Source organism: Campylobacter subantarcticus LMG 24377 (assembly GCF_000816305.1).
GTDB classification, from domain to species: domain Bacteria; phylum Campylobacterota; class Campylobacteria; order Campylobacterales; family Campylobacteraceae; genus Campylobacter_D; species Campylobacter_D subantarcticus.
Map to the genome: position 1 here is coordinate 193,496 of NZ_CP007773.1, position 19,967 is coordinate 213,462.

Annotated in this window: 24 protein-coding genes and 1 pseudogene; 22 read left to right on the plus strand and 3 right to left on the minus strand. The window is 31.6% G+C overall.

What is annotated here, in order from left to right:
• Positions 1-13: 13 nt before the first annotated feature.
• The 9 genes and pseudogenes from CSUB8523_RS01105 (at position 14) to ribD (ending at position 7,830) form a co-directional block, all read left to right on the plus strand.
• Entirely contained in the window at positions 14-256 is a 243-nt protein-coding gene (locus CSUB8523_RS01105; protein WP_235362583.1) for a DUF448 domain-containing protein, read from the plus strand.
• Positions 237-2,840: a translation initiation factor IF-2 gene (gene infB / locus CSUB8523_RS01110; protein WP_043019347.1), complete on the plus strand. Its 2,604-nt coding sequence runs from the start codon at positions 237-239 to the stop codon at positions 2,838-2,840. The genes CSUB8523_RS01105 and infB overlap by 20 nt, the downstream gene beginning before the upstream one ends.
• Entirely contained in the window at positions 2,837-3,199 is a 363-nt protein-coding gene (rbfA, locus tag CSUB8523_RS01115) for a 30S ribosome-binding factor RbfA (protein ID WP_039625256.1), read from the plus strand. Before infB ends, rbfA begins: the two co-directional genes overlap by 4 nt.
• Positions 3,189-3,611 (plus strand): ribosome maturation factor RimP, encoded by a 423-nt coding sequence (gene rimP / locus CSUB8523_RS01120; protein WP_043019348.1) that lies wholly within the window; start codon positions 3,189-3,191, stop codon positions 3,609-3,611. Before rbfA ends, rimP begins: the two co-directional genes overlap by 11 nt.
• Positions 3,612-4,778 (plus strand): HNH endonuclease signature motif containing protein, encoded by a 1,167-nt coding sequence (locus CSUB8523_RS01125; RefSeq protein WP_043019349.1) that lies wholly within the window; start codon positions 3,612-3,614, stop codon positions 4,776-4,778. It begins immediately after the preceding gene.
• Positions 4,775-5,830, plus strand: coding sequence for a DNA cytosine methyltransferase (locus tag CSUB8523_RS01130; RefSeq protein WP_043019350.1), 1,056 nt, complete (start codon positions 4,775-4,777; stop codon positions 5,828-5,830). The genes CSUB8523_RS01125 and CSUB8523_RS01130 overlap by 4 nt, the downstream gene beginning before the upstream one ends.
• Complete coding sequence (locus tag CSUB8523_RS01135) at positions 5,827-6,534, plus strand: DNA-methyltransferase (protein ID WP_043019351.1); 708 nt, start codon at positions 5,827-5,829, stop codon at positions 6,532-6,534. The genes CSUB8523_RS01130 and CSUB8523_RS01135 overlap by 4 nt, the downstream gene beginning before the upstream one ends.
• 7 nt (positions 6,535-6,541) lie before the next feature.
• Positions 6,542-6,731: pseudogene (locus CSUB8523_RS10665) on the plus strand (5-methylcytosine restriction system specificity protein McrC); the annotation flags it as partial.
• A 106-nt stretch (positions 6,732-6,837) separates the two neighbouring features.
• Positions 6,838-7,830, plus strand: a complete 993-nt coding sequence (gene ribD, locus CSUB8523_RS01145) for a bifunctional diaminohydroxyphosphoribosylaminopyrimidine deaminase/5-amino-6-(5-phosphoribosylamino)uracil reductase RibD (RefSeq protein WP_043019353.1) — start codon at positions 6,838-6,840, stop codon at positions 7,828-7,830.
• Here the strand turns inward: ribD and sppA are convergent.
• Positions 7,827-8,720: a signal peptide peptidase SppA gene (sppA, locus tag CSUB8523_RS01150; RefSeq protein WP_043019354.1), complete on the minus strand. Its 894-nt coding sequence runs from the start codon at positions 8,718-8,720 to the stop codon at positions 7,827-7,829. The genes ribD and sppA overlap by 4 nt on opposite strands.
• A complete protein-coding gene (mqnF, locus tag CSUB8523_RS01155; RefSeq protein ID WP_043019355.1) occupies positions 8,708-9,931 on the minus strand; it encodes an aminofutalosine deaminase family hydrolase in 1,224 nt (407 codons plus the stop codon). Before mqnF ends, sppA begins: the two co-directional genes overlap by 13 nt.
• Before the next feature lie 88 nt (positions 9,932-10,019).
• Here mqnF and aroQ point away from each other — a divergent pair, with 88 nt between their 5' ends.
• The 11 genes from aroQ to mnmA are packed head-to-tail and all read left to right on the plus strand — an operon-like array spanning position 10,020 to position 18,818.
• A complete protein-coding gene (aroQ, locus tag CSUB8523_RS01160) occupies positions 10,020-10,502 on the plus strand; it encodes a type II 3-dehydroquinate dehydratase (RefSeq protein WP_043019356.1) in 483 nt (160 codons plus the stop codon).
• The gene (locus CSUB8523_RS01165) at positions 10,499-11,524 is read left to right on the plus strand and encodes a M24 family metallopeptidase (RefSeq protein ID WP_043019357.1); all 1,026 of its coding nucleotides are present in this window, start codon (positions 10,499-10,501) and stop codon (positions 11,522-11,524) included. The genes aroQ and CSUB8523_RS01165 overlap by 4 nt, the downstream gene beginning before the upstream one ends.
• 1 nt (position 11,525) lies before the next feature.
• A complete protein-coding gene (folK, locus tag CSUB8523_RS01170) occupies positions 11,526-11,999 on the plus strand; it encodes a 2-amino-4-hydroxy-6-hydroxymethyldihydropteridine diphosphokinase (RefSeq protein WP_039662649.1) in 474 nt (157 codons plus the stop codon).
• A gap of 8 nt (positions 12,000-12,007) precedes the next feature.
• The gene (flhF, locus tag CSUB8523_RS01175) at positions 12,008-13,387 is read left to right on the plus strand and encodes a flagellar biosynthesis protein FlhF (protein ID WP_043019358.1); all 1,380 of its coding nucleotides are present in this window, start codon (positions 12,008-12,010) and stop codon (positions 13,385-13,387) included.
• On the plus strand, positions 13,380-14,243 hold the full coding sequence (gene flhG / locus CSUB8523_RS01180; RefSeq protein ID WP_043019359.1) for a flagella biosynthesis ATPase FlhG: 864 nt from the start codon (positions 13,380-13,382) through the stop codon (positions 14,241-14,243). Before flhF ends, flhG begins: the two co-directional genes overlap by 8 nt.
• Positions 14,244-14,257: 14 nt before the next feature.
• Positions 14,258-14,614 carry a hypothetical protein gene (locus CSUB8523_RS01185; RefSeq protein ID WP_039662656.1) on the plus strand — a complete coding sequence of 119 codons (357 nt, stop codon included), beginning with the start codon at positions 14,258-14,260 and terminating at the stop codon, positions 14,612-14,614.
• Positions 14,601-15,287: an RNA polymerase sigma factor FliA gene (locus tag CSUB8523_RS01190; RefSeq protein ID WP_039662658.1), complete on the plus strand. Its 687-nt coding sequence runs from the start codon at positions 14,601-14,603 to the stop codon at positions 15,285-15,287. Before CSUB8523_RS01185 ends, CSUB8523_RS01190 begins: the two co-directional genes overlap by 14 nt.
• Positions 15,287-16,378 carry a flagellar motor switch protein FliM gene (fliM, locus tag CSUB8523_RS01195; protein ID WP_039662661.1) on the plus strand — a complete coding sequence of 364 codons (1,092 nt, stop codon included), beginning with the start codon at positions 15,287-15,289 and terminating at the stop codon, positions 16,376-16,378. Before CSUB8523_RS01190 ends, fliM begins: the two co-directional genes overlap by 1 nt.
• A complete protein-coding gene (fliY, locus tag CSUB8523_RS01200; protein ID WP_043019360.1) occupies positions 16,368-17,207 on the plus strand; it encodes a flagellar motor switch protein FliY in 840 nt (279 codons plus the stop codon). The genes fliM and fliY overlap by 11 nt, the downstream gene beginning before the upstream one ends.
• Positions 17,204-17,839, plus strand: a complete 636-nt coding sequence (locus tag CSUB8523_RS01205) for an LOG family protein (RefSeq protein ID WP_039662666.1) — start codon at positions 17,204-17,206, stop codon at positions 17,837-17,839. The genes fliY and CSUB8523_RS01205 overlap by 4 nt, the downstream gene beginning before the upstream one ends.
• The gene (mnmA, locus tag CSUB8523_RS01210; RefSeq protein WP_043019361.1) at positions 17,802-18,818 is read left to right on the plus strand and encodes a tRNA 2-thiouridine(34) synthase MnmA; all 1,017 of its coding nucleotides are present in this window, start codon (positions 17,802-17,804) and stop codon (positions 18,816-18,818) included. The genes CSUB8523_RS01205 and mnmA overlap by 38 nt, the downstream gene beginning before the upstream one ends.
• A 38-nt stretch (positions 18,819-18,856) precedes the next feature.
• Here the strand turns inward: mnmA and CSUB8523_RS01215 are convergent, their stop codons facing one another.
• Positions 18,857-19,108: a helix-turn-helix domain-containing protein gene (locus CSUB8523_RS01215; RefSeq protein ID WP_039640720.1), complete on the minus strand. Its 252-nt coding sequence runs from the start codon at positions 19,106-19,108 to the stop codon at positions 18,857-18,859.
• A gap of 92 nt (positions 19,109-19,200) precedes the next feature.
• Between CSUB8523_RS01215 and CSUB8523_RS01220 the strand changes: the two genes are divergently transcribed.
• Positions 19,201-19,482 carry a hypothetical protein gene (locus CSUB8523_RS01220; RefSeq protein ID WP_043019362.1) on the plus strand — a complete coding sequence of 94 codons (282 nt, stop codon included), beginning with the start codon at positions 19,201-19,203 and terminating at the stop codon, positions 19,480-19,482.
• Complete coding sequence (locus CSUB8523_RS01225; protein ID WP_043019363.1) at positions 19,479-19,952, plus strand: hypothetical protein; 474 nt, start codon at positions 19,479-19,481, stop codon at positions 19,950-19,952. The genes CSUB8523_RS01220 and CSUB8523_RS01225 overlap by 4 nt, the downstream gene beginning before the upstream one ends.
• Positions 19,953-19,967 lie beyond the last annotated feature (15 nt).

The window sequence follows — 19,967 nt, forward strand, 5'->3', positions numbered from 1 at the left end:
TATACCCATTAGAATGTGCATTGTTTGCAAAGGTCGTTATGAAAAGCAGAGTTTGTATCGATTTCAGGTAAAAAATTCTCAAATTATCACTAAAGTGGAGTTTGGTAGGAGTTTATATATGTGTAATTCATGCTTTGAAAAAGATGAAAAAACATTACAAAAGGCTTTTATGAGAGCTTGTAAAGGCAATTTTTATGGCAGTATAAATCAGCAGGATTTAAAGGAGATATTTTTTAATGACAGATGTAAAGATTAGCGAAATCGCTCAAGAGTTAGGATATACTAGTAAAGAAATTATAGAAAAAGCCAATGAAATAGGCTTAGAAGATATAAAATCCCCTAACAAAAAAGTATCTTCTGAAATCGCAGAAGCAATTTACCAATATGTTCAATCAGGTGAAATACTAGATGTGGTAAAAAAAGTAGTTAAACCTAAAAAAGAAGGTGCGACTAAAAAATCTACAATTAAAAAAGAAGAGAAAAAATCTACTACTAAAAAAGAAACAAAAACTCTTGTTAAAGCAACAAATGAAAAAAAAGAAGAAAAGCAGCCTGAAAATCCTATTAAAAATGAAACCATAGAAGTAAAAAAAGAAGAAGTAAAGCTAGATGAAAAGCTAGGTTCTAATTTAAATTTAGCCAAAAGAAGAGGCTTGGTCATCGTTAAAAAGAAAAAAGAAGAAAGTAAAGAAACTCAAATAAACAAAGAAGAAAAAGATAACACGCAAACTACTCAAGGCTTAAGTCTTAGTATGATTTTTTCAAATTCAGATGAAAATTTAAAGAGAAAGAAAAAAGAAAAGAACCACCCTGTAGCAAGCAAAAAAGAAAGCGCCACCAAAATGGATCTTTTAGGAGATAAAGACTTTGCTGATATTTCTTTAGAAGATGATGATATGGTAGTTTTACCTGATTTTAGTGTAAAAGAAAACAAACCAGCGCAACCAGCAAACAAAAAACAACCAAGTATTTTAAAGCAATCTTTAAATAACTCTATCAACCCATTCGGCGAGGGTGGTATACAAAGAAGAAGTCGTAAAAAGCCACCTAAAAAGGTAGAGAAAAAAGAAAGTGAAACTATAACAAGTGTAAGCATATCTAAAGAAATTCGTGTGTATGAATTTGCTGAAAAACTTGGTAAAAACACCGGAGAAGTGATCTCTAAACTTTTTATGCTTGGTATGATGACGACTAAAAATGACTTTTTAGATGAGGATGCTATAGAAATTCTTGCAGCTGAATTTGGTGTGGAGATTAATATCATTGATGAAGCTGATGAGTTTGATTATGTAAAAGATTATGATGAAAATCAATCAGAAGAAAATTTAAGCCAAAGAGCTCCAGTTATCACTATTATGGGGCATGTGGATCATGGTAAGACTTCTTTGCTTGATTATATTAGAAAATCACGTATTGCAAGTGGCGAAGCAGGTGGGATTACTCAGCATGTTGGTGCTTACATGGTGGAAAAAAATGGTAGAAAAATCACCTTTATTGATACTCCAGGACACGAGGCATTTACTGCTATGCGTGCAAGGGGAGCTAGCATAACGGATATTGTTATTATCGTAGTTGCTGCAGATGATGGAGTAAAACTACAAACTAAAGAAGCGATCAATCATGCAAAAGCGGCTAATGTGCCTATCATCATTGCTATTAATAAAATGGATAAAGAAAACGCAAATCCTGACATGGTAAAAACCCAACTAGCAGAAATGGACATCATGCCAGTAGAATGGGGCGGAAGTCATGAGTTTGTGCCAGTTTCAGCTAAAAAAGGTGATGGTATAGAGGATTTACTTGAAATTGTATTATTACAAGCTGATATTTTAGAGCTTAAAGCAAATCCAAAAGCCCATGCTAAAGCAAGTATTATAGAATCTTCAGTGCAAAAAGGTAGAGGTCCTGTGGCTACTATCATCGTGCAAAATGGTACTTTAAGAGTAGGAAATACAGTCGTAGCAGGGGAAGCTTATGGTAAAGTGCGTGCTATGAGTGATGATCAAGGCAAAGCTTTAAAAGAAATATGTCCAGGTGAGTGCGGAGTGATCATAGGTCTTAGTGAAGTGGCCGATGCGGGAGAAACGCTAATAGCTGTAGATAGTGATAAGCAAGCAAGAGAATATGCTAATAAACGCCATGAATACAACCGCCAAAAAGAACTAAGCAAATCCACTAAAGTAAGCATAGATGAGCTTGGTGCAAAAATCAAAGAAGGCAATTTAAAAGCCCTACCTGTGATCTTAAAAGCAGATGTGCAAGGTTCACTTGAAGCGATTAAGGCTAGTTTAGAAAAACTTAAAAACGATGAGATTAAGGTTAATATCATCCATAGTGGCGTAGGTGGTATCACTCAAAGTGATATAGAGCTTGCAAGTGCGAGTGAAAACTCTATCGTTTTAGGTTTTAATATACGTCCAACTGGTGAGATCAAAGAACGCGCTAAAGATAAAGGCGTAGAGATAAAAACTTATAATGTTATTTATAACTTGCTTGATGATGTAAAAGCCTTACTAGGTGGTATGATGAGTCCTATCATCTCTGAAGAACAACTTGGCCAAGCTGAAATTCGCCAAGTGATCAATGTACCAAAACTAGGACAAATCGCAGGTTGTATGGTAACAGAAGGCACGATCAATCGTGGCGCGAAAATCAGGCTCATTAGAGATGGGGTTGTGGTATTTGAAGGTAATGTAAGCTCACTTAAACGCTTTAAAGATGATGTAAGAGAAGTTGCAAAAGGCTATGAATGCGGTGTAGGCATAGAAGGTTGTAATGATATGAGAGTGGGCGATTATATAGAAAGTTACAAAGAAGTTGAGGAACAAGTAAGCCTATGAACCCAGCTGAAATCAAAAAGCTACGCACAGAAAGCATTTTAAAAGAGCTTATACCAGAAGCTTTAGCAAATTTAGACAACGAAGCTTTAAAAAATTTGTGCGTAGTGGATGTAGAGTGTAAAAAAGGCAGATATGATGCTTTTGTGTATTTAGATAAAATGTTTTTTAACATCCAAGAGCAAGAAATCATACTCAATCAACTTAAAAAAGCTGCCCGTGCTTTGCAAAATTACTGTATGAGTGAGCAAGGGTGGTATAGATGTCCGAATTTTCACTTTAAGTTTGATGATAGATTAGAGTATCAAAACCATATGGATGCTTTGTTTGAAAAAATCAAAAAGGAACAAAATGAATCTTGAAGCACTTTGTAAAGAAGTAGGACTTAGCTTTTATGATGATGAGCTAACAAGTGAAAATGGTAGAAAGATTTATAGAATTTATGTGCAAAAAGAAGGCGGGGTAAATCTTGATGATTGTGCTAGGCTTAGTGAGATTTTATCGCCTATTTTTGATGTAGAACCACCTGTGAGTGGGGAGTATTTTTTAGAAGTATCAAGCTGTGGGCTTGAAAGAAAACTTAGCAAAATCGAGCATTTTGCAAAAAGTATTAATGAACTTGTAAAAATCACAACCAATGAAAAAGAAAAAATCGAAGCAAAAATCATCGCTGTAGATGGTGAAAATATCATTTTAGAAAATTTAGAAACTCAAGAAAAAACTACTATAAATTTTAGCGACATAAGAAAAGCTAAAACCTTTATGGAGTGGTAAGTGAAATTAAGCCATTTGCTTGAGAATAAAAGCATTAATTCTCAACTTATTGCATTTTTTAATACTAGAATATTAAAAGATAATTTTAAACAAAACTTTAATATTCAGGCAAAATATGGCTTAAGTAAATTTTATAAAATTGATGAAAAAATACAAAATTGTTTAGCCTATAAAACAAATGTAAATTTAATTAGTTATTCTTCTTTGCCTTTTGAATATAAAAAATTTGGCTTGCATTTTGTAACAATTGAAAATGATTTATCTTTAGAGCTTGATGATTATTTTAATGCATTATATGCAAACATTATGACTTTATTTTATCAAAATTACGATGAAGTTAAGTTTGAGAGGCAACTTTTAAATGCTATTTTTGCGTTAAATGGAAGTGTAGATTTTAATCGTAATTTATATACGGTTGATATTAATACGAAATATTGCACAAAAAACTATTTTTCAAAATATTTTAAATTGATTTTAAATTTAAAACCCGCATTATTAAATATTAATTTTAGAGAACTTCAACCTGATTATTATAAATTTAATAAAAGAAGAGCAATGCAATTTCGTGCAAATTTAAATTATGTAGGAAAAAATTTAGAATATTTAAATGTTTATAAAATGAATTTACTTAAAAAAAATAAAGAAAAAATTCGGATTGTTTCTTTAGAAAGAGAGAGTAAAAACAATTTACTTGAACGTTTTGATTTTTATTCTAAATTTATTTTAGAAAAAAGTACGGTTAATGTCGATGATTTAAGAAGAAAGCTAGAATTTGATGAAAATATAGAACAAGGTAGAAACTATAGAAAAAATAATATTTTGACTATGGCAAGAAATTTGTTACCTGATTTATGTGCAGCTTGCAATAAAACTTATAATATTGATGATAGAAGTTTTAAAATGAAAAATGGTTTTTATTATTTGGAATTGCATCACAATATTGCTTTTGCATATTCTAATGAATGTGATGAACTTGATAATCTTGTAAAACTTTGTCCAACTTGTCATAGAGCTTTAAGTAGAAATAGAGCAGATGAAGAATATCAAAAAGAGCTTATAAAAAATATTTTAGATTTTTCAAATGATGCAAAAGAATTTGCAAAAATAATAAGTAAAATCAATGATGATGAAAAATTAGTAGATTTCATTTTTGAAGCTTTGAGATGAGATTTAAAATTTTAGATTTATTTTGTGGAGCAGGTGGCTTTTCTAATGGCTTTGAGCAAAATGAAAATTTTAAAACAATTATCGGGGTTGATTTTAATAAATTTGCACTAGAAACTTTTAAATATAATCATCCAAATTCAAAGGTTATTTGTGGTGATTTAAAAGATGCTTTGATTAAAAGTTATGTCATTGAGGAGGCGCAAAAAAATGGCGTAAATATGATTATAGGGGGTCCCCCTTGTCAAGGTTTTTCAAGTAAAGGTAAAAATTTAGGTTTGCAAGATGAAAGAAACTTTTTATTTAAAGAGTATTTAGAAATTGTAAAAATCATCAAACCCGACATCTTTATTATAGAAAATGTAAAAAATTTAATCACTTGTGAAAATTCTTATTTTTTAAATGAAATAAAAAAAGAAATTGAAAAATTAGATTATAAATTAGAATATAAAGTTTTAAATGCATTTGATTTTGGTATTCCGCAAAATAGACAAAGAGCATTTTTGATAGCTTCTAAAATTTTCAAATTTGATTTTTCCAAAATGAAAAAAAAAGATAAGATAAGTGTTAGAGATGCTATTAGTGATTTGGCTTATTTAAGTTCTGGTGAAGGATTTGATGAAAGCGAATATTTGTTTAAAGCTCAAAGTGCCTACCAAAAGCTTTTAAGAGGTAAAAAATTATTTAATCACAAGGCAACAAATCATTCTCAAATTGCCATCGATAAATTAAAGCTTATTCCTGCTGAAAGTGGAAAAGAATTTTTACCGAAAAATTTACATGGAAAACAGCAGTTTAAAACAACTTGGAGTAGACTTAAATGGGACGAGATGAGTCCCACTATAGATACACGTTTTGATACACCAAGTAATGGAAAAAATTCTCATCCTTTTTTACATCGCTCCATTACACCTAGAGAAGCAGCTAGAATTCAAAGTTTTAGTGATGATTTTAGATTTTTAGGGATTAAAACAGAAATCTGTAAACAAATTGGCAATGCAGTTCCCCCGCTTTTGGCTAAAGCGATTGCGGAAGCCATTATGGAGCAAATATGAAAGAAAATATTAGATTGTTTAATGATGATTGCTTGCAAATTGCTCTACAACTTAAAAAAGAAAATATGATTTTTGATTCTATTATTACAGACCCACCTTATAATATTTCAAAAGAAAATAATTTTCATACCCTAAAGAACAAAAGACAAGGTGTTGATTTTGGAGAGTGGGATAAAGAATTTGATACTTGTGAGTGGATTAAATATTTTGCACCTTTGGTTGCAAAAAATGGTTCCATGATAATATTTTGTTCTTATTTGTACCTTAGTTTTATTATTAAAAAGCTTGAAATTTGCGAATTTACAACTAAAGATATTTTAAGATGGGAAAAAACTAATCCTATGCCAAGAAATGTTAATAGGCGCTATGTACAAGATTGTGAGTTTGCTATTTGGGCTGTTAAAAATGGCGCTAAATGGACTTTTAATAAATCTATAGAGAGTAAATATTTAAAACCTTGTTTTAAAACTTCTTTGGTAAGCGGTGGAGAAAAAACTTCTCATCCTACACAAAAAAGTTTAAAATTGATGAAACAAATTATCCAAATTCATACTAATGAAAATGATTTAATATGTGACCCTTTTATGGGTAGCGGAACAACAGGTTTGGCAAGTGTTAGCTTGGGGCGAAAATTTGTAGGAATTGAACTCGATAAAGAATATTTTCAAATTGCAAAAGATAGATTGCAAAATATTTATTATTGAATGAAAGTTATATATAGAAAATAAAATGATCTTGGATGCCAAATGGAAAATTCCAGATGATAACGAAGATGAGAAAAAGCATGGCATATCGCAAAGCGATTTATACCAAATGTTTGCTTATGCAAACAAATACGAGATAAAGGAAATTTATCTTATTTATCCTCTATGTGAGAGAACTTTTGACTTAAGAGAGAAATTAAAAACTAAAGATATTAAGTTTTTAGCACAAGGTTTTTTAAAAGCTTACGATGAACATGTAAAGCTTAAGGTGTTTTTCGCACCTTTGCCTTTTTAGGAAGTAATATGAATCACGAATTTTATATGAATTTAGCCATAGATGAAGCTTGGAAATATCAGCTTTTAACCTACCCAAATCCAGCCGTAGGCTGTGTGATCTTGGATAAAAATGGCAAAATTTTAAGCATAGAAGCACACAAAGAAGCGGGCAAGGCTCATGCAGAGCTTGAAGCAGTGAGTAAAGCCTTAAAAGCGCTTAATCCAAATTTAGATTTACCACAAAATGCAAACGATTTACATGAGTTTATTTGTCAAAATCATCAGGGGTTGTTAAAAGGTGCTAGTGCTTATGTGAGTTTAGAACCTTGCAATCATCAGGGCAAAACCCCACCTTGTGCGAAACTTTTTAGCGCACTTGGCTTTAGTGAAGTTTTTATCGCTACTAAAGATGAGCATAAACTCGCAAGTGGTGGAGCAGGGTTTTTAAAAGATCAAGGCATAAAAGTTCACATGGGAATTTGCGAGCAAAGAGCCAAAGAGCTTTTAAAACCTTTTTTAAAATGGCAAAAGTCAAATTTTAAATTTTTTAAACTAGCCCTTTCTTTAAATGGCTCTGCTTATGGTAAAATCGTAAGTTCTAAAGCAAGTAGAACCTATGCTCATACATTACGTTCAAAGCTCGATTTACTTGTAGTAGGTGGAGAAACTATAAGACATGATAGGCCTATTTTAGATGCAAGGCTAGCTCAAGCTAAAGCACCAAATTTATGCATACTAAGCCGTCAAAATTTAGAAAGTTTTGATCCAAACATTCCTTTATTTAGCGTGCCTGAGAGAGAAATTTTTACAAACATTCCTAGTGAGGCTAAGCTCATCATGTATGAGGGTGGGGAGAATTTTTTAAAAGCCTTTAAAGATGAGTTAGATATGCTTTTGATTTTTTCAAGCTCGAATTTAAATACTTTTGAAAATGTTAAGTTGGATTTAAAGCTAAAGCCTTTATACAAAGGCTTTTTAGAAAATGATACTTATGGATTTTATGAGATTATTAAATCTTAGTAGATTTTTTGTGAGTTTACTTGTGTGAAAAACTGTGCTAAAGTGTTAGCAAAAAAGCTAGCGCTTTGCTCTTCTAATCGTTTTAAAAATTTATCGATAGCATCTTCTTTTTGCCAGATAGGATTTTGCACTTTGGCTAGTTTTTCTAACTCTTTTTTGGCTTGCTCATAATTACCTATTTTATCAATGAGTTTTAATTTTAAAGCCTCGTTTGCTAAAAACACTTTTGCATCAGCCCATGAGTTTGTTTGATTTAAGTCTAATTTGCGATTTTTAGCAACAAATTGCGTGAAAAGCTCATAGCTTTGATTGGCTAAATTTTGTAAAAAGTCTTTTTCATCTTCGCTCCATTTACGCATGAAAGTTCCTGCTTCTTTATAGCTTCCTGCTTTGATGGTTTGTTCACTTATGCCAAGTTTTTGTGCAAGCTCACTTAGCTCAAAGCCTTGCATGATTACCCCAATAGACCCTACAAAGCTAGCAGGATTAGCGATGATCATATCAGCTCCCACTGCACTTAAATAACTCCCACTTGCTATAGTTCCACCTGCATACACTACCACAGGTTTTTTGGCTTTAAGATCTTGTATAGCTAAAGCTATTTCCATGCTTGGTGCAAAAGCTCCACCAGGGCTATCTATAAAAAGCAAAACCCCCTTGATAGCTTTATCTTCTTTAACTTTGTAAATTTGTTCTAAAAGATTACTTGCATTGCTAATTTCGCCTTTAAGATTAATTTGTGCTAAGTTTGCGTTAGAAAGTTTGGCATTATCCCCGTTTGGAGCAAGGATTAAAAACATGATAAATAAAAACACAAAGGTTTTAAAATAAGTATTGATGTAAGAAATGATTTTTCCAATTCCTTTAAAAAATGATTTTATAGCTTGCATTCTTTTCCTTCTATAAAAAGTTTTAACACTTCTTTGCTTTGCAAGATAAACTGCAAAGGAAGTTGTTTTAAATTCACACTATTTGGCAAAGCAAAAAGACTAAAATCAGCTATCTTGCCTTTTTGAATTTGCCCTAGGTTTAAATTTAAGGCTTTTGCGGCTTTGTTAGTCGCCATTAAAAGCAATATTTTAGCAAAATTTTCTAACTCAAAATCATCATGTATAAGTAAATTAGCTCTCATTTCATCAAGCATACTTAAAGAAGTATTTGAACTTAAACCATCAGTTCCTAGATGGATATTAACATCATTTTTTAAAGCAGATTTTAATTTAAAAGTATTTTTACTTAAAAGTCTGTTTGAAAAAGCACAATGCGTGATCGAGTGTAAATTTTTATCTAATAAATCCCATTCTTTAAAATACACACAATGAGTAAATAAAGTCCTTTGATCTTTAAAAAGCTCTAAAAAGCTTTGCGGGGTGTAAAATGGCGTAGGATTTTTACTAAATTTAGCCAAGCTTTTTTTAAAACCACCTTTTTTAAACCTTAGCCAGTTGTTTTCATGATTGCTTTCAAGAAAATGTGTGCTTAACAAATGATCATTTTCTCTAGCAAGTTTTATGGCAAATTTGGCAAGCTCTGGGTGAGTTGAATAAGGTGCATGCGCTGAAATAGCAGGGATAAATTTAGAACTTTTAAAACTCATGCTTTTTTCATAACGAGTTAGAAATTCCTCTTTTTTGGCTTGGATAAAATCCTCACTAGATCCTAAAATTTCATTGAAAAATACCACTCTAGCTTGTGAGTTTACACAAGGAGTTAAATCACTTCCAAAGCTTGAAATTTCACCTATAGTAGAAGTGCCGCTTTTTAGCATTTTATGGATATTTTGAGAGATTAATTTTTCTTTGGCTTTTTCATTGAGTTGTTCGCGGTTATTAAAAATACTATCAAGCCATTTTAAAAAATCTCCAAAGGCTAAATTCCCATTATTTGCACTAAATTCTAAATGTGCATGTGGGTTGATAAATGCAGGCAAGAGTAGTGTGTCTTTTGGGGTTGATATGAGTTTAGCTTGCGGGTGGTTTTTTTGTAAATTTTCTAAGCAATTAATTTCTAAAATCCGATCACCAAAAAGAACCGCCTTGTTTTCCAAAATACTAAATTCATCATCACAAGTGAAGATAATCTTGGGTGCTATGATAAACATCTTACTTCCTTTAAAAAGGTAAATTGTAGCTAAAATTTAGCTTTAAAATGCTATAATATAGTAAATTTTACTAAATAAAGGTTAGATTATGAAAGTTATGGTGATACAAGGACCAAACATTAATATGCTTGGTGTAAGAGAAACTCACATCTATGGCAATATGAAAATGGAAGATATTCATGAGCAAATGAAAATAGCAGCAAAACAGGCTAATGCTGAGATTGAATTTTTTCAAAGCAATTTTGAAGGTGAATTAGTTGATAAGATTCAAGAATGTTTAGGTAGCGTAGATGGAGTGATCATTAATGCAGCTGCTTATGCACATACTTCTATAGCAATTCGTGATGCGATTGCAGCGATTAATTTACCAGTGATTGAAGTGCATATTAGCAATACCCACAGAAGAGAAGAATTTAGACAAAAAAGCATGATAGCACCAGTTTGTGCGGGTAGTGTGGTGGGTTTTGGTCCTTTTGGTTACCACATGGCTTTAATGGGACTTTTTCAAATTTTTGATCAAATCAATGCATATAAAGCAGCTCAAGCAAAAGCACAACAAGCAAATCAATGAATTTTATCTTAAAAAACGAAAATGCACTTTTTTATGAGTGCGGCTATTCTTGTGATAATGCTTTATTTCTAAAACTTGAAGATGAAGCATTTTTCATCACCGATGCAAGATATAGTTTTGAAGCTAGCGAAATGATCAAAGATACTAAAGTAGTTTTAGCACAAGATCTTTTTGCTAGCACTAGAGAGCTTTTAGAAAAAGCGGGGGTTGATAGGGTGTGTTTTGACCCAAAAGACTTTAGCTATTTTGAATTTAAAGAGCTTAGTAAAAGTGCAAATATCGTTTTTGAAGAAAAATTAGATCTAAGTAAAAATAAACGCATTATAAAAAATGCTAAAGAACTACAGCTTTTGCAAAAGGCTGTAAATTTTGGTAAAGAATGCTTTGAAGAACTGGCTAAATATATCAGCCAAGAGGGCTTAGGTAAAAGTGAAAAAGAGCTTCATTTTAAAGCGTGTGAAATTTTTCAAAAAAAAGGCGCTTTGGGGCTTTCTTTTTCACCTATTGTGGCTATTAATGAAAATGCGGCTAAGGCACATGCTTTACCTAGTGATAAATGTTTAAAATATGGAGATTTGTTACTAGTTGATGCGGGTGTGGTTTATCAAAGGTATTGTTCTGATCGTACAAGAACAGCTTGCTTTGATGAAAATGGCATAGTCTTTGATAAAAATAAGCCAAATTTTAAAGACAAAGAAACGGCACAAATTTATGAAGTAGTTAAACAAGCCCAGCTTCAAGCTATAGAAAAAGCACGCGTTGGTATGAAAGCAAGTGAGCTTGATTTGATTGCACGCGATGTGATTAAAAATGCAGGTTTTGAAAAAGAATTCATTCATAGCTTAGGGCATGGAGTGGGACTTGATATACATGAATTACCAAATATTAGCCCAAGAAGTGATTATGAGTTAAAAGAGGGTATGGTTTTTACCATTGAACCTGGAATTTATATCAAAGATAAACTAGGCATTAGGATAGAAGACATGGTCTATCTTGACAAAGAAAAGGCAGTGGTATTGTAACTTGCTGATTAAAGGAGCTAGAAGGGTAGAAAAAATTCGTTTCTTTCCTTTTTATTCAAAGGCTGATAAAAAAGGAAAATATATAGCCATTATAGGACTTGGAAGCAATATAGAAGATGAAAAAAAACGCTTTCGAGCTTTGTTTAGGCATTTGATGCAAGATAGACGCTTGCAAGTGTTGCAAACATCGCCATTTTTGATTAATAAGGCTTTTGGTTTTGAAGATCAAAAAGACTTCACAAACGCAGTGATGGTTGTAAGTACAAGCTTGCATGCAAGAGCGCTTTTAAAAGTTTTGTTTTTTTATGAGTTTAAATTCAGGAGAAAAAGAACTTTTAAAAATGCTCCTAGAACGCTTGATTTGGATTTGTTGTATTTTTCAAAAAAAGCGCGTAAAGATGAGTATTGTACAGTACCTCACGTAGGGGTAAATGATAGAATTAGCGTAACTTTGCCTTTGGGCTTGTTAAGATAAGGAAAAATATGGGACAATTGATTCATACTTTTACAGTTGAAAGCACAGATGAGATTATACCTAAGGTTAAGCAAGATTATGGCGATAAAGCTTTAATCGTAACCAATAAGCAAATTCGTCCAAAAACTATTAATCAAAAGCCTTTATATGAGGTTATAGTAGCGATTGAAGAAGCTGATTATGAAGAACATTTAAGACAAAACAATATTGCCAAACCAGCGAAGAAAAAACCAAGCACTGCAAGTTTTCCTGAGGCTAAAATTCAAGCTCCCCAACAAGAAGAAAAAAAAGAAGAAGATGTGGTGCTTGAATTTTCTTCAAAAGCCAAGCAAAAACCTATTAATCCTTATTTAAATGCAAATAAAAAAGATGATAATTTCTTAAATTTAAAAAATAAACTTTCTCAAGTAAGTTCAGAAATTAGCAAAGTTTCAAATTATCAAGATTTTTCTATGTCAAGCCCAAATTATGATAAAAAAATCGAAGCCTTTGAAAAACAAATGAATAAACTCAATGATAAAATGAATTTATTAGTAGATATGATGTGGGATGATAAGGCAGATTTACGTAAGGAATTAGCTATACCGCCTGAATTTGCAAGTATTTATAAGCAAGCTAAGGCAAGTGGCATGCAAGAAGCGCATTTAGAAGCGATTATGAAAGCGACTATTGAAAATATGCCAAGCACTATGAAGGCAAACCAAGAAGCAGTGCAAAGGTATTTTTATTCGCTTTTGCGTAACATGCTCCCTTGTCGCTTAGAAAGTGAAATTAAAAAGCAAAAAATTATGATGTTGGTGGGTCCCACAGGAGTAGGTAAAACTACCACTTTAGCTAAACTCGCTTTTCGTTACGCTTATGGAGATAGACGCTATAAAACAGGCATTATCACGCTTGACACTTATAGAATAGGTGCAGTAGAACAGCTTTTCCAATACGCTAAGATGATGAAGCTTCCTATTATTGATAGTATAGAGCCAAATGATTTAGATGATGCGATTAGAAGCTTAAATACTTGCGAGGTTATTTTAGTCGATACAACCGGAAATTCACAGTATGATAAAGCAAAACTTGAAAAAACAAAAGAGTTTTTATCGCATTCTAATGCACAAATTGATGTAAATTTGGTACTTTCTGCCAATACAAAATATGAAGATTTATTAGAAACTTATAATAATTTTTCATTTTTAAATATAGACACTTTAATCATTACAAAATTTGATGAAACTAAAGTGTTTGGGAATGTGTTTTCTTTGCTTTATGAAACTAGCACTCCGATGAGTTTTTTTTCCATAGGTCAAGAAGTGCCTGATGATATAGAAGTAGCAAATAGTGACTTTTTAGTACATTGTGTGTTAGAAGGTTTTAGAAGGGATGAGAATGAGTAATCAAGCAGAAAAATTAAAAGATCTAGTAAAAAACGAAAATTCAAACACAAAACATACTCATTTTATCGCAGTTACTAGCGGTAAGGGTGGAGTTGGAAAAAGTACTTTTAGTGCAAATTTAGGTAATGTTTTAGCTCAAAATGGTTATAAAGTTGGACTTTTTGATGCAGATATTGGATTGGCTAATTTAGATGTGATCTTGAATGTACGTGTAGAGAAAAATCTTTTGCATGTTTTAAAAGGCGAATGCTCATTAGAAGATATCTTGATAGAAGTAAAACCTAATTTATGGCTTATTCCAGGTGAAAGCGGTGATGAAATTTTAAGATACAATGACAAAAATATCTATGAAAGATTTTTAAACCAAACAAGTATTTTAGATGATTTAGATTTTTTGATCATCGATACGGGGGCAGGTATTGGCGGCAATATAGGAAATTTCTTGGAAATGTCTGATGAGGTTATTGTTATCACTGTGCCTGATCCTGCAGCGATCACTGATGCATATGCTACCATCAAAACTACCTCAAAAACTAAAGAAAATTTATTGATGGTGTTTAACGTTGTTAAAAATGAAAATGAAGCAATGAGAATTTTTGATAATATTAAAAAAGTTGCAGATATCAACATCAAGCATCATTTAAATTTGGAATTTTTAGGATTTTTAGGTCAAAGTAAAGATATTAGTTCTAGTATAAAAAAGAGAACTTTATTTAGCGATGAGGATACAAACTCAAGCGATGAGCTTAAAGCTATAGCCTCTAAGCTTTTGTATAGGTTGGAACAAAAAGTGCTTAATAATGTAGGAGATAAAAGCATTATGAGTTTTTTCAAAAAGCTTTTGGATCGTTTTTAGATTGAAGGAAAAAGATGAGACCAGAGAATTTTGTTGCTTTTTTTACTGTTTGTGGATTTTTTATAGGATTAATGTTTACCATAGTTAATATAGAAGATGCAGTAGAAATAGTCGTATACACTTGCTTGATTACTTTTGTGTTTTATGTGCTAATTCATATTGTGATTATGATCTTTGTAGATGTGCATAAAATTAGCGGAAGAAGCTTTAATAAAGAAAAATACGAAAACGAAAATAATAGCTTTATTGCAGAATTAGCTGCAAGAGAAAAGAAAATGGACTATTTACTTGAAAAACTACAAGAAGAGCGTGAAGATGTTAAGAAAGCTGAAGGCTCGGTAAAGAGAAAAGTAAAACATGCAGCCGCATAATGCCTACGCTTCTACGCTAAAAAAAGAACAAGATGACTTAGTTATCTCTTATATGCCTGCATTAAGAGCTATGGCTTTTAGACTCAAAGAGCGTTTGCCAGCTAGTATTGATGTGAATGATTTAATCAGTATAGGCGTAGAAGAGATGATCAAGCTTTCACGCCGTTATGATAAAGAACAAAATGATAATTTTTGGGGTTTTGCAAGAAAAAGAGTCAATGGAGCTATGCTTGATTATCTAAGAAGTCTTGATGTGATGAGTAGAAGCAATAGAAAAATTATCAAGGATATTGATGCTATTGTGGATGAGTTTTATCAAGACAATGAAAAAGAACCCGATGATGAATATTTAGCAAAAAGACTTAATCTAGAAGTAGAAAAGGTTAAAGAAGCAAGAGCAGCTCATGCTATATCGCTTGTAATGCCTTTAGATGAGCAGTTAAATTGTTTTAATGATAGCAATATCATAGAACAAATAGAAAAAGAAGAATTGATCGAAAAAATCAATGCGGTTTTAAATGAATTTAAAGAAAGAGAAAAGCTGGTAATTCAGCTTTATTATTATGAAGAGTTAAATTTAAAAGAAATTGCAGAGATTTTAGAGATTAGCGAGTCGAGAATTTCACAAATTCATAAGCGTTTGCTTAAGAAGATTCGAGAAAGGCTAGTTTAATGGCTGAGATACTTTCACAAGAAGAAATTGATGCTCTTTTAGAAGTTGTTGATGATGATGGCGATGATGGAGCAACGTCTTCTAAATTAGAAGATATAGAAGATAAAAGAGATATTGTCGTATATGACTTTAAGCGTCCAAATAGGGTTTCAAAAGAACAGCTTCGTTCGATTAAGGGTATTCATGATAAATTAGCAAGAAACCTTGCTTCACAAATTTCATCTATGATGAGAAGTATAGTGGAGATCAAGCTGCATTCGGTGGATCAGATGACTTATGGTGAATTTTTGATGTCTTTGCCTTCGCCGACAAGTTTTAACGTTTTTTCGATTAAACCTTTAGATGGAAACTGTGTTTTAGAGATCAATCCAAGTATCGCTTTTCCTATGATAGATAGGCTTTTAGGTGGTCAAGGGGAGAGTTTTGATACTTTAAGAGAACTAACAGAAATCGAGCTTAATTTGCTTGATTCTATTTTGCGTATTATTATGCAAAGACTTAAAGAAAGTTGGATGAATGTTACAGAAATTTATCCAAGCGTAGAAGCAAAAGAATCAAGCCCAAATGTCGTGCAAATTGTTTCTCAAAATGAAATTGTTATCATGGTGGTAATGGAGATCATCATTGGAAATTCAAGTGGTATGGTAAATATTTGCTATCCGGTTGTACATTTAGAGAGTATTTTAAGCCGTTTGGCAAATCGTGATATTATGATGGGTGAAACTTCAGCTAAGAAATCAAGAAATAAAGAGCTTAAAACTTTAATCGGTCGTGCTGAAGTGATTTATGAAGCTATGCTTGGCAAGACTTTTATCAATGTAAATGAATTTTTGGACTTAAAACAAGGAGATATTTTAAAGCTTGATAGAAGCGCAGATGATAAAGCCATAGTTGCTATTGATAAAAAAGAGGTATTTTTAGCTCAAGTGGGGCTTCATAGATTTAGAAAGTCAATTAAGATCTTAGAACTTATCAAAACCGATAAAGATGAGATCAAAGAAATGCTTGAAAAATATGAAGATGAAAGAAGGGCAAAAGCAAATTCGTATGATGATAATGAAGAACTAGAAGAGGAAGACGATGATCAATGATTTTTTAGGCATATTTGTCAATGAATGTGTAAGTACAATAGAGGGTCTAACAGGAAAAAGTGCTGAATTTAGCGAGTATTATGAGTATGATGTAAATTCTCAAGACTCTATGACTCCACCATTAGTAAGTGCTACTTTTAATGTAAACAATGAAATGAAAATCAAAATCCTAGCTAGTGCGGTTTTAATGAGTGCAATTGGTGAATGGATGATGGGAGAAGAAGAGATCTCTAAAAATAGCGAGCTCAACGAAGATGAAATGGATGCGGCTAAAGAAGCTATACAAAATATCGTTTCAGCTTTTTCTACTACTTTGGGAGCGCAAAAAGAAATTCCTAAAATGGATTTTAGTTTAGAAAGTTGTGAATTTATCGCAGATACTTTAGAGCTTGGCGGCTTTCATAAATTATATTTATACAATGTACAAATTGCAGATTTAGAAGAAAAAGTTGCTTTGGTTTTTGATGAAAAAATTTATAAGGTTTTAACTAAAACTGATCTAGAAGAGATCGTAGCAACGAATGAAGATCACCCACAAGATCATAAAGCCTTAGCTAATGTTGAAGAGTTAAGAAATATCGGTTTGATCATGGATGTGCGCTTACCTATAAGGGTGCGTATTGGTAGTAAAAAAATGCTTTTAAAAGATGTTTTGACTATGGATATAGGTTCGGTTATCGAGCTTGATCAGTTAGCTAATGATCCTTTAGAAATTTTAATAGGTGATAAAAAAATAGCTTATGGGGAAGTGGTTATCGTAGATGGAAACTTTGGAGTGCAAATCACCGAGATTGGATCTAAAAAAGAAAGATTAGAACAATTAAGATGAAAAAATGCATTATCGAAGATGTCGCGCAGCTTCAAGCTTTAGACAAAATTCAAAATGCTGTAACTTTTTTTGGTTCAGCTAGGTTAAAAGAAGAAAATGAGTATTGTATTTTAGCTTCAAATTTAGCTACCAAGTTAGCTGATAAAGGGTATAGTATCATTAGTGGTGGTGGCGGTGGTATTATGCAGGCTGCAAATTATGGGGCTATGCAAAGTAATGCCGAGCATTTAAAATCTTTTGGATTTAATATACATTTACCATTTGAGCAAAAAGCAAATGACTTTTTAGAGTATAATATCACTTTTAAGAGCTTAGCCATTCGCAAAATGGCTCTTATTCAAAAGAGTCTAGCTTTTGTGATTTTCCCAGGCGGCTTTGGGACATTAGATGAATTGTTTGAAATTCTTACGCTTAAACAACTTAGTTTTAAAAAAGATGTTCCTATTATTTTAGTTGGGCAAAAATTTTGGCAACCTCTTGATGAATTTATCAAAACTTCTTTACTAGGACTTGGAACTATATCTAAAAATGATGAGTTAAAGTATAGTATAAGTGATGATTTAGATGAAATTATAAGAATGATAAAGGAAAAAGATGAAAATTCTTGTTGCAATGAGTGGGGGTGTGGATAGTACTGTAACTGCTTATAAATTAAAACAAGCAGGACATGAGGTGATTGGTTGTTATATGAAACTTCATGGAAAACCTAATTATCATGAAGAAAACATACAAAAAGTAGAAAAAGTTGCTAAATTTTTAGGCATCGAATATCATATTTTAGACTTACAAGAAGACTTTAAAAATCAAGTTTATATGCCTTTTGTTAATACTTATAAAGAAGGTAAAACACCAAATCCTTGTGCTTTGTGCAATCGTTTTATCAAGCTTGGTAAACTTTTAGAATTCGCAAAGAGCTTAAACTGTGAAAAATTAGCCACAGGTCACTACGCAAGGATAGAAAATGGTTTGATTAAAACCGCGGTTGATGAGAGTAAAGACCAAAGTTACTTTTTAGCTAATGCAGACAAAGAAGCTTTAGAGTATTTGATTTTTCCTCTTGGAGAAATGAAGAAAGAAGATGTGAAAAAATTTGCATCAACGATCGATGTTTTAAAATCTTTTGCAACGCAAAAGGAAAGTTCAGAAATTTGTTTTGTGGAAGATACTTATGTGCAAGTTTTAGATCAATTTATGGATACTAAAATTCCAGGTATTGTGAGAGATAGTAGCGGCAAGGAAGTAGGTAAACATGAAGGTTATATGCACTATACCATAGGTAAAAGAAGAGGTTTTGAAGTGCGTGGGGCTCATGAGCCACATTTTGTATTAAAAATTGATCCTAAAAAAAATGAAATCATAGTAGGTAAAAAAGAAGAGCTTAAGATAAGTGAATTTAATCTTGATAATATTAATTTATTTGTTGATGCTAAAGAGCTAGATTGTGAAGTAAAAATACGCTATAGATCAAGATCGACCCCATGTAAAGTTTTGATTAATGAAGATAAAAGTGCAAAAATCATCTTACAAGAGCCTGTTTATGGGCTTGCTAGCGGACAAATGGCAGTATTTTACGATAAAGATTTGGTTCTTGCAAGCGGATTTATTAAATAAAAAAGCTAAAGGGTTGCACCCCTTTGGCGTTGTAGTGTTTATTCTAATAAATCTTTTAGTGGAATTTCTAAACTTTTAGAAATTTTATATAGGTGTTCCAAATTAAAATGTTTACCATATCGATTACACTCACAATTTGAATAAAACGCAACGGATTTTATACCTATATCTAAGGCTAGTTCAAGCTGAGAAATTCCTTTTTTCTCTCTAAAATTTCTTATATTTGATGATACTTTTTTATAAAAATTTAAAATTTCTTCTTCGCTAGAATTGCTAAAGTCCTCTTCCATTTTTTATCCTATAGGATTAATATGAAATTAAACTTTACAAAGATATAATTTTTTTAAATATATCCTATAGGATAAATTAAAGAGGTAATAATATGATAAAGAAAATTATCAGTAATAACAGAAAGAGAATTTTTGACACGATCAATACAAAAGAAGTGAAGATAAAATATCTTGAAAATAATGAAATTTGTATTACGCTAATAAATATAGAAGATAAGAAGTTTAATAATTTTAGATTTAATTGTTTGGAAAATTTTAAAGATGATATTTATAAATTTCTTACAGAAGAAACACAAGAAAACTTAATGGAAATAAAAAATTCTATTGCTCAATTTAGTTATCAAGAAAATTTAATGTTAGGAGTTGGTCAATGAAAAAAATTATAATATTATGCATTTTAATAAGTGTTGTTTTTAGTTCTAATAATTATGATGCTAAAGAACAGAGGTATCAAGAAAAGTATCAACAATCCATACAAGGCTATGATAATCTTATGAATAATATAATAGATAGAATGACTACCGATGAAAATATAGGAACCTATTCTATGGGATTTGATAGTGCTTTTATTTGTGGTGTTATAAATCTTATACAAAGTGTGGCTAATATATTTTATTTTGGTGATGATTCTGATGGTTACAACTTAGAAGCGATTATAGGAAGAGATGATTATAGACCTTCTTATTATCTCGAATATGGATTTGGAACCGATTGGGATAGATTTTCTTTTGTGGGAGCATTAGAATACTTTGTGTATCTGTTGCCAAAGATATTAGCTTATTTATTTGTGGCATATTTGATATACAGATTGCTATTGAAATTACAGGTTAAAGATAATGTTTAATATCTAAATTCTAAA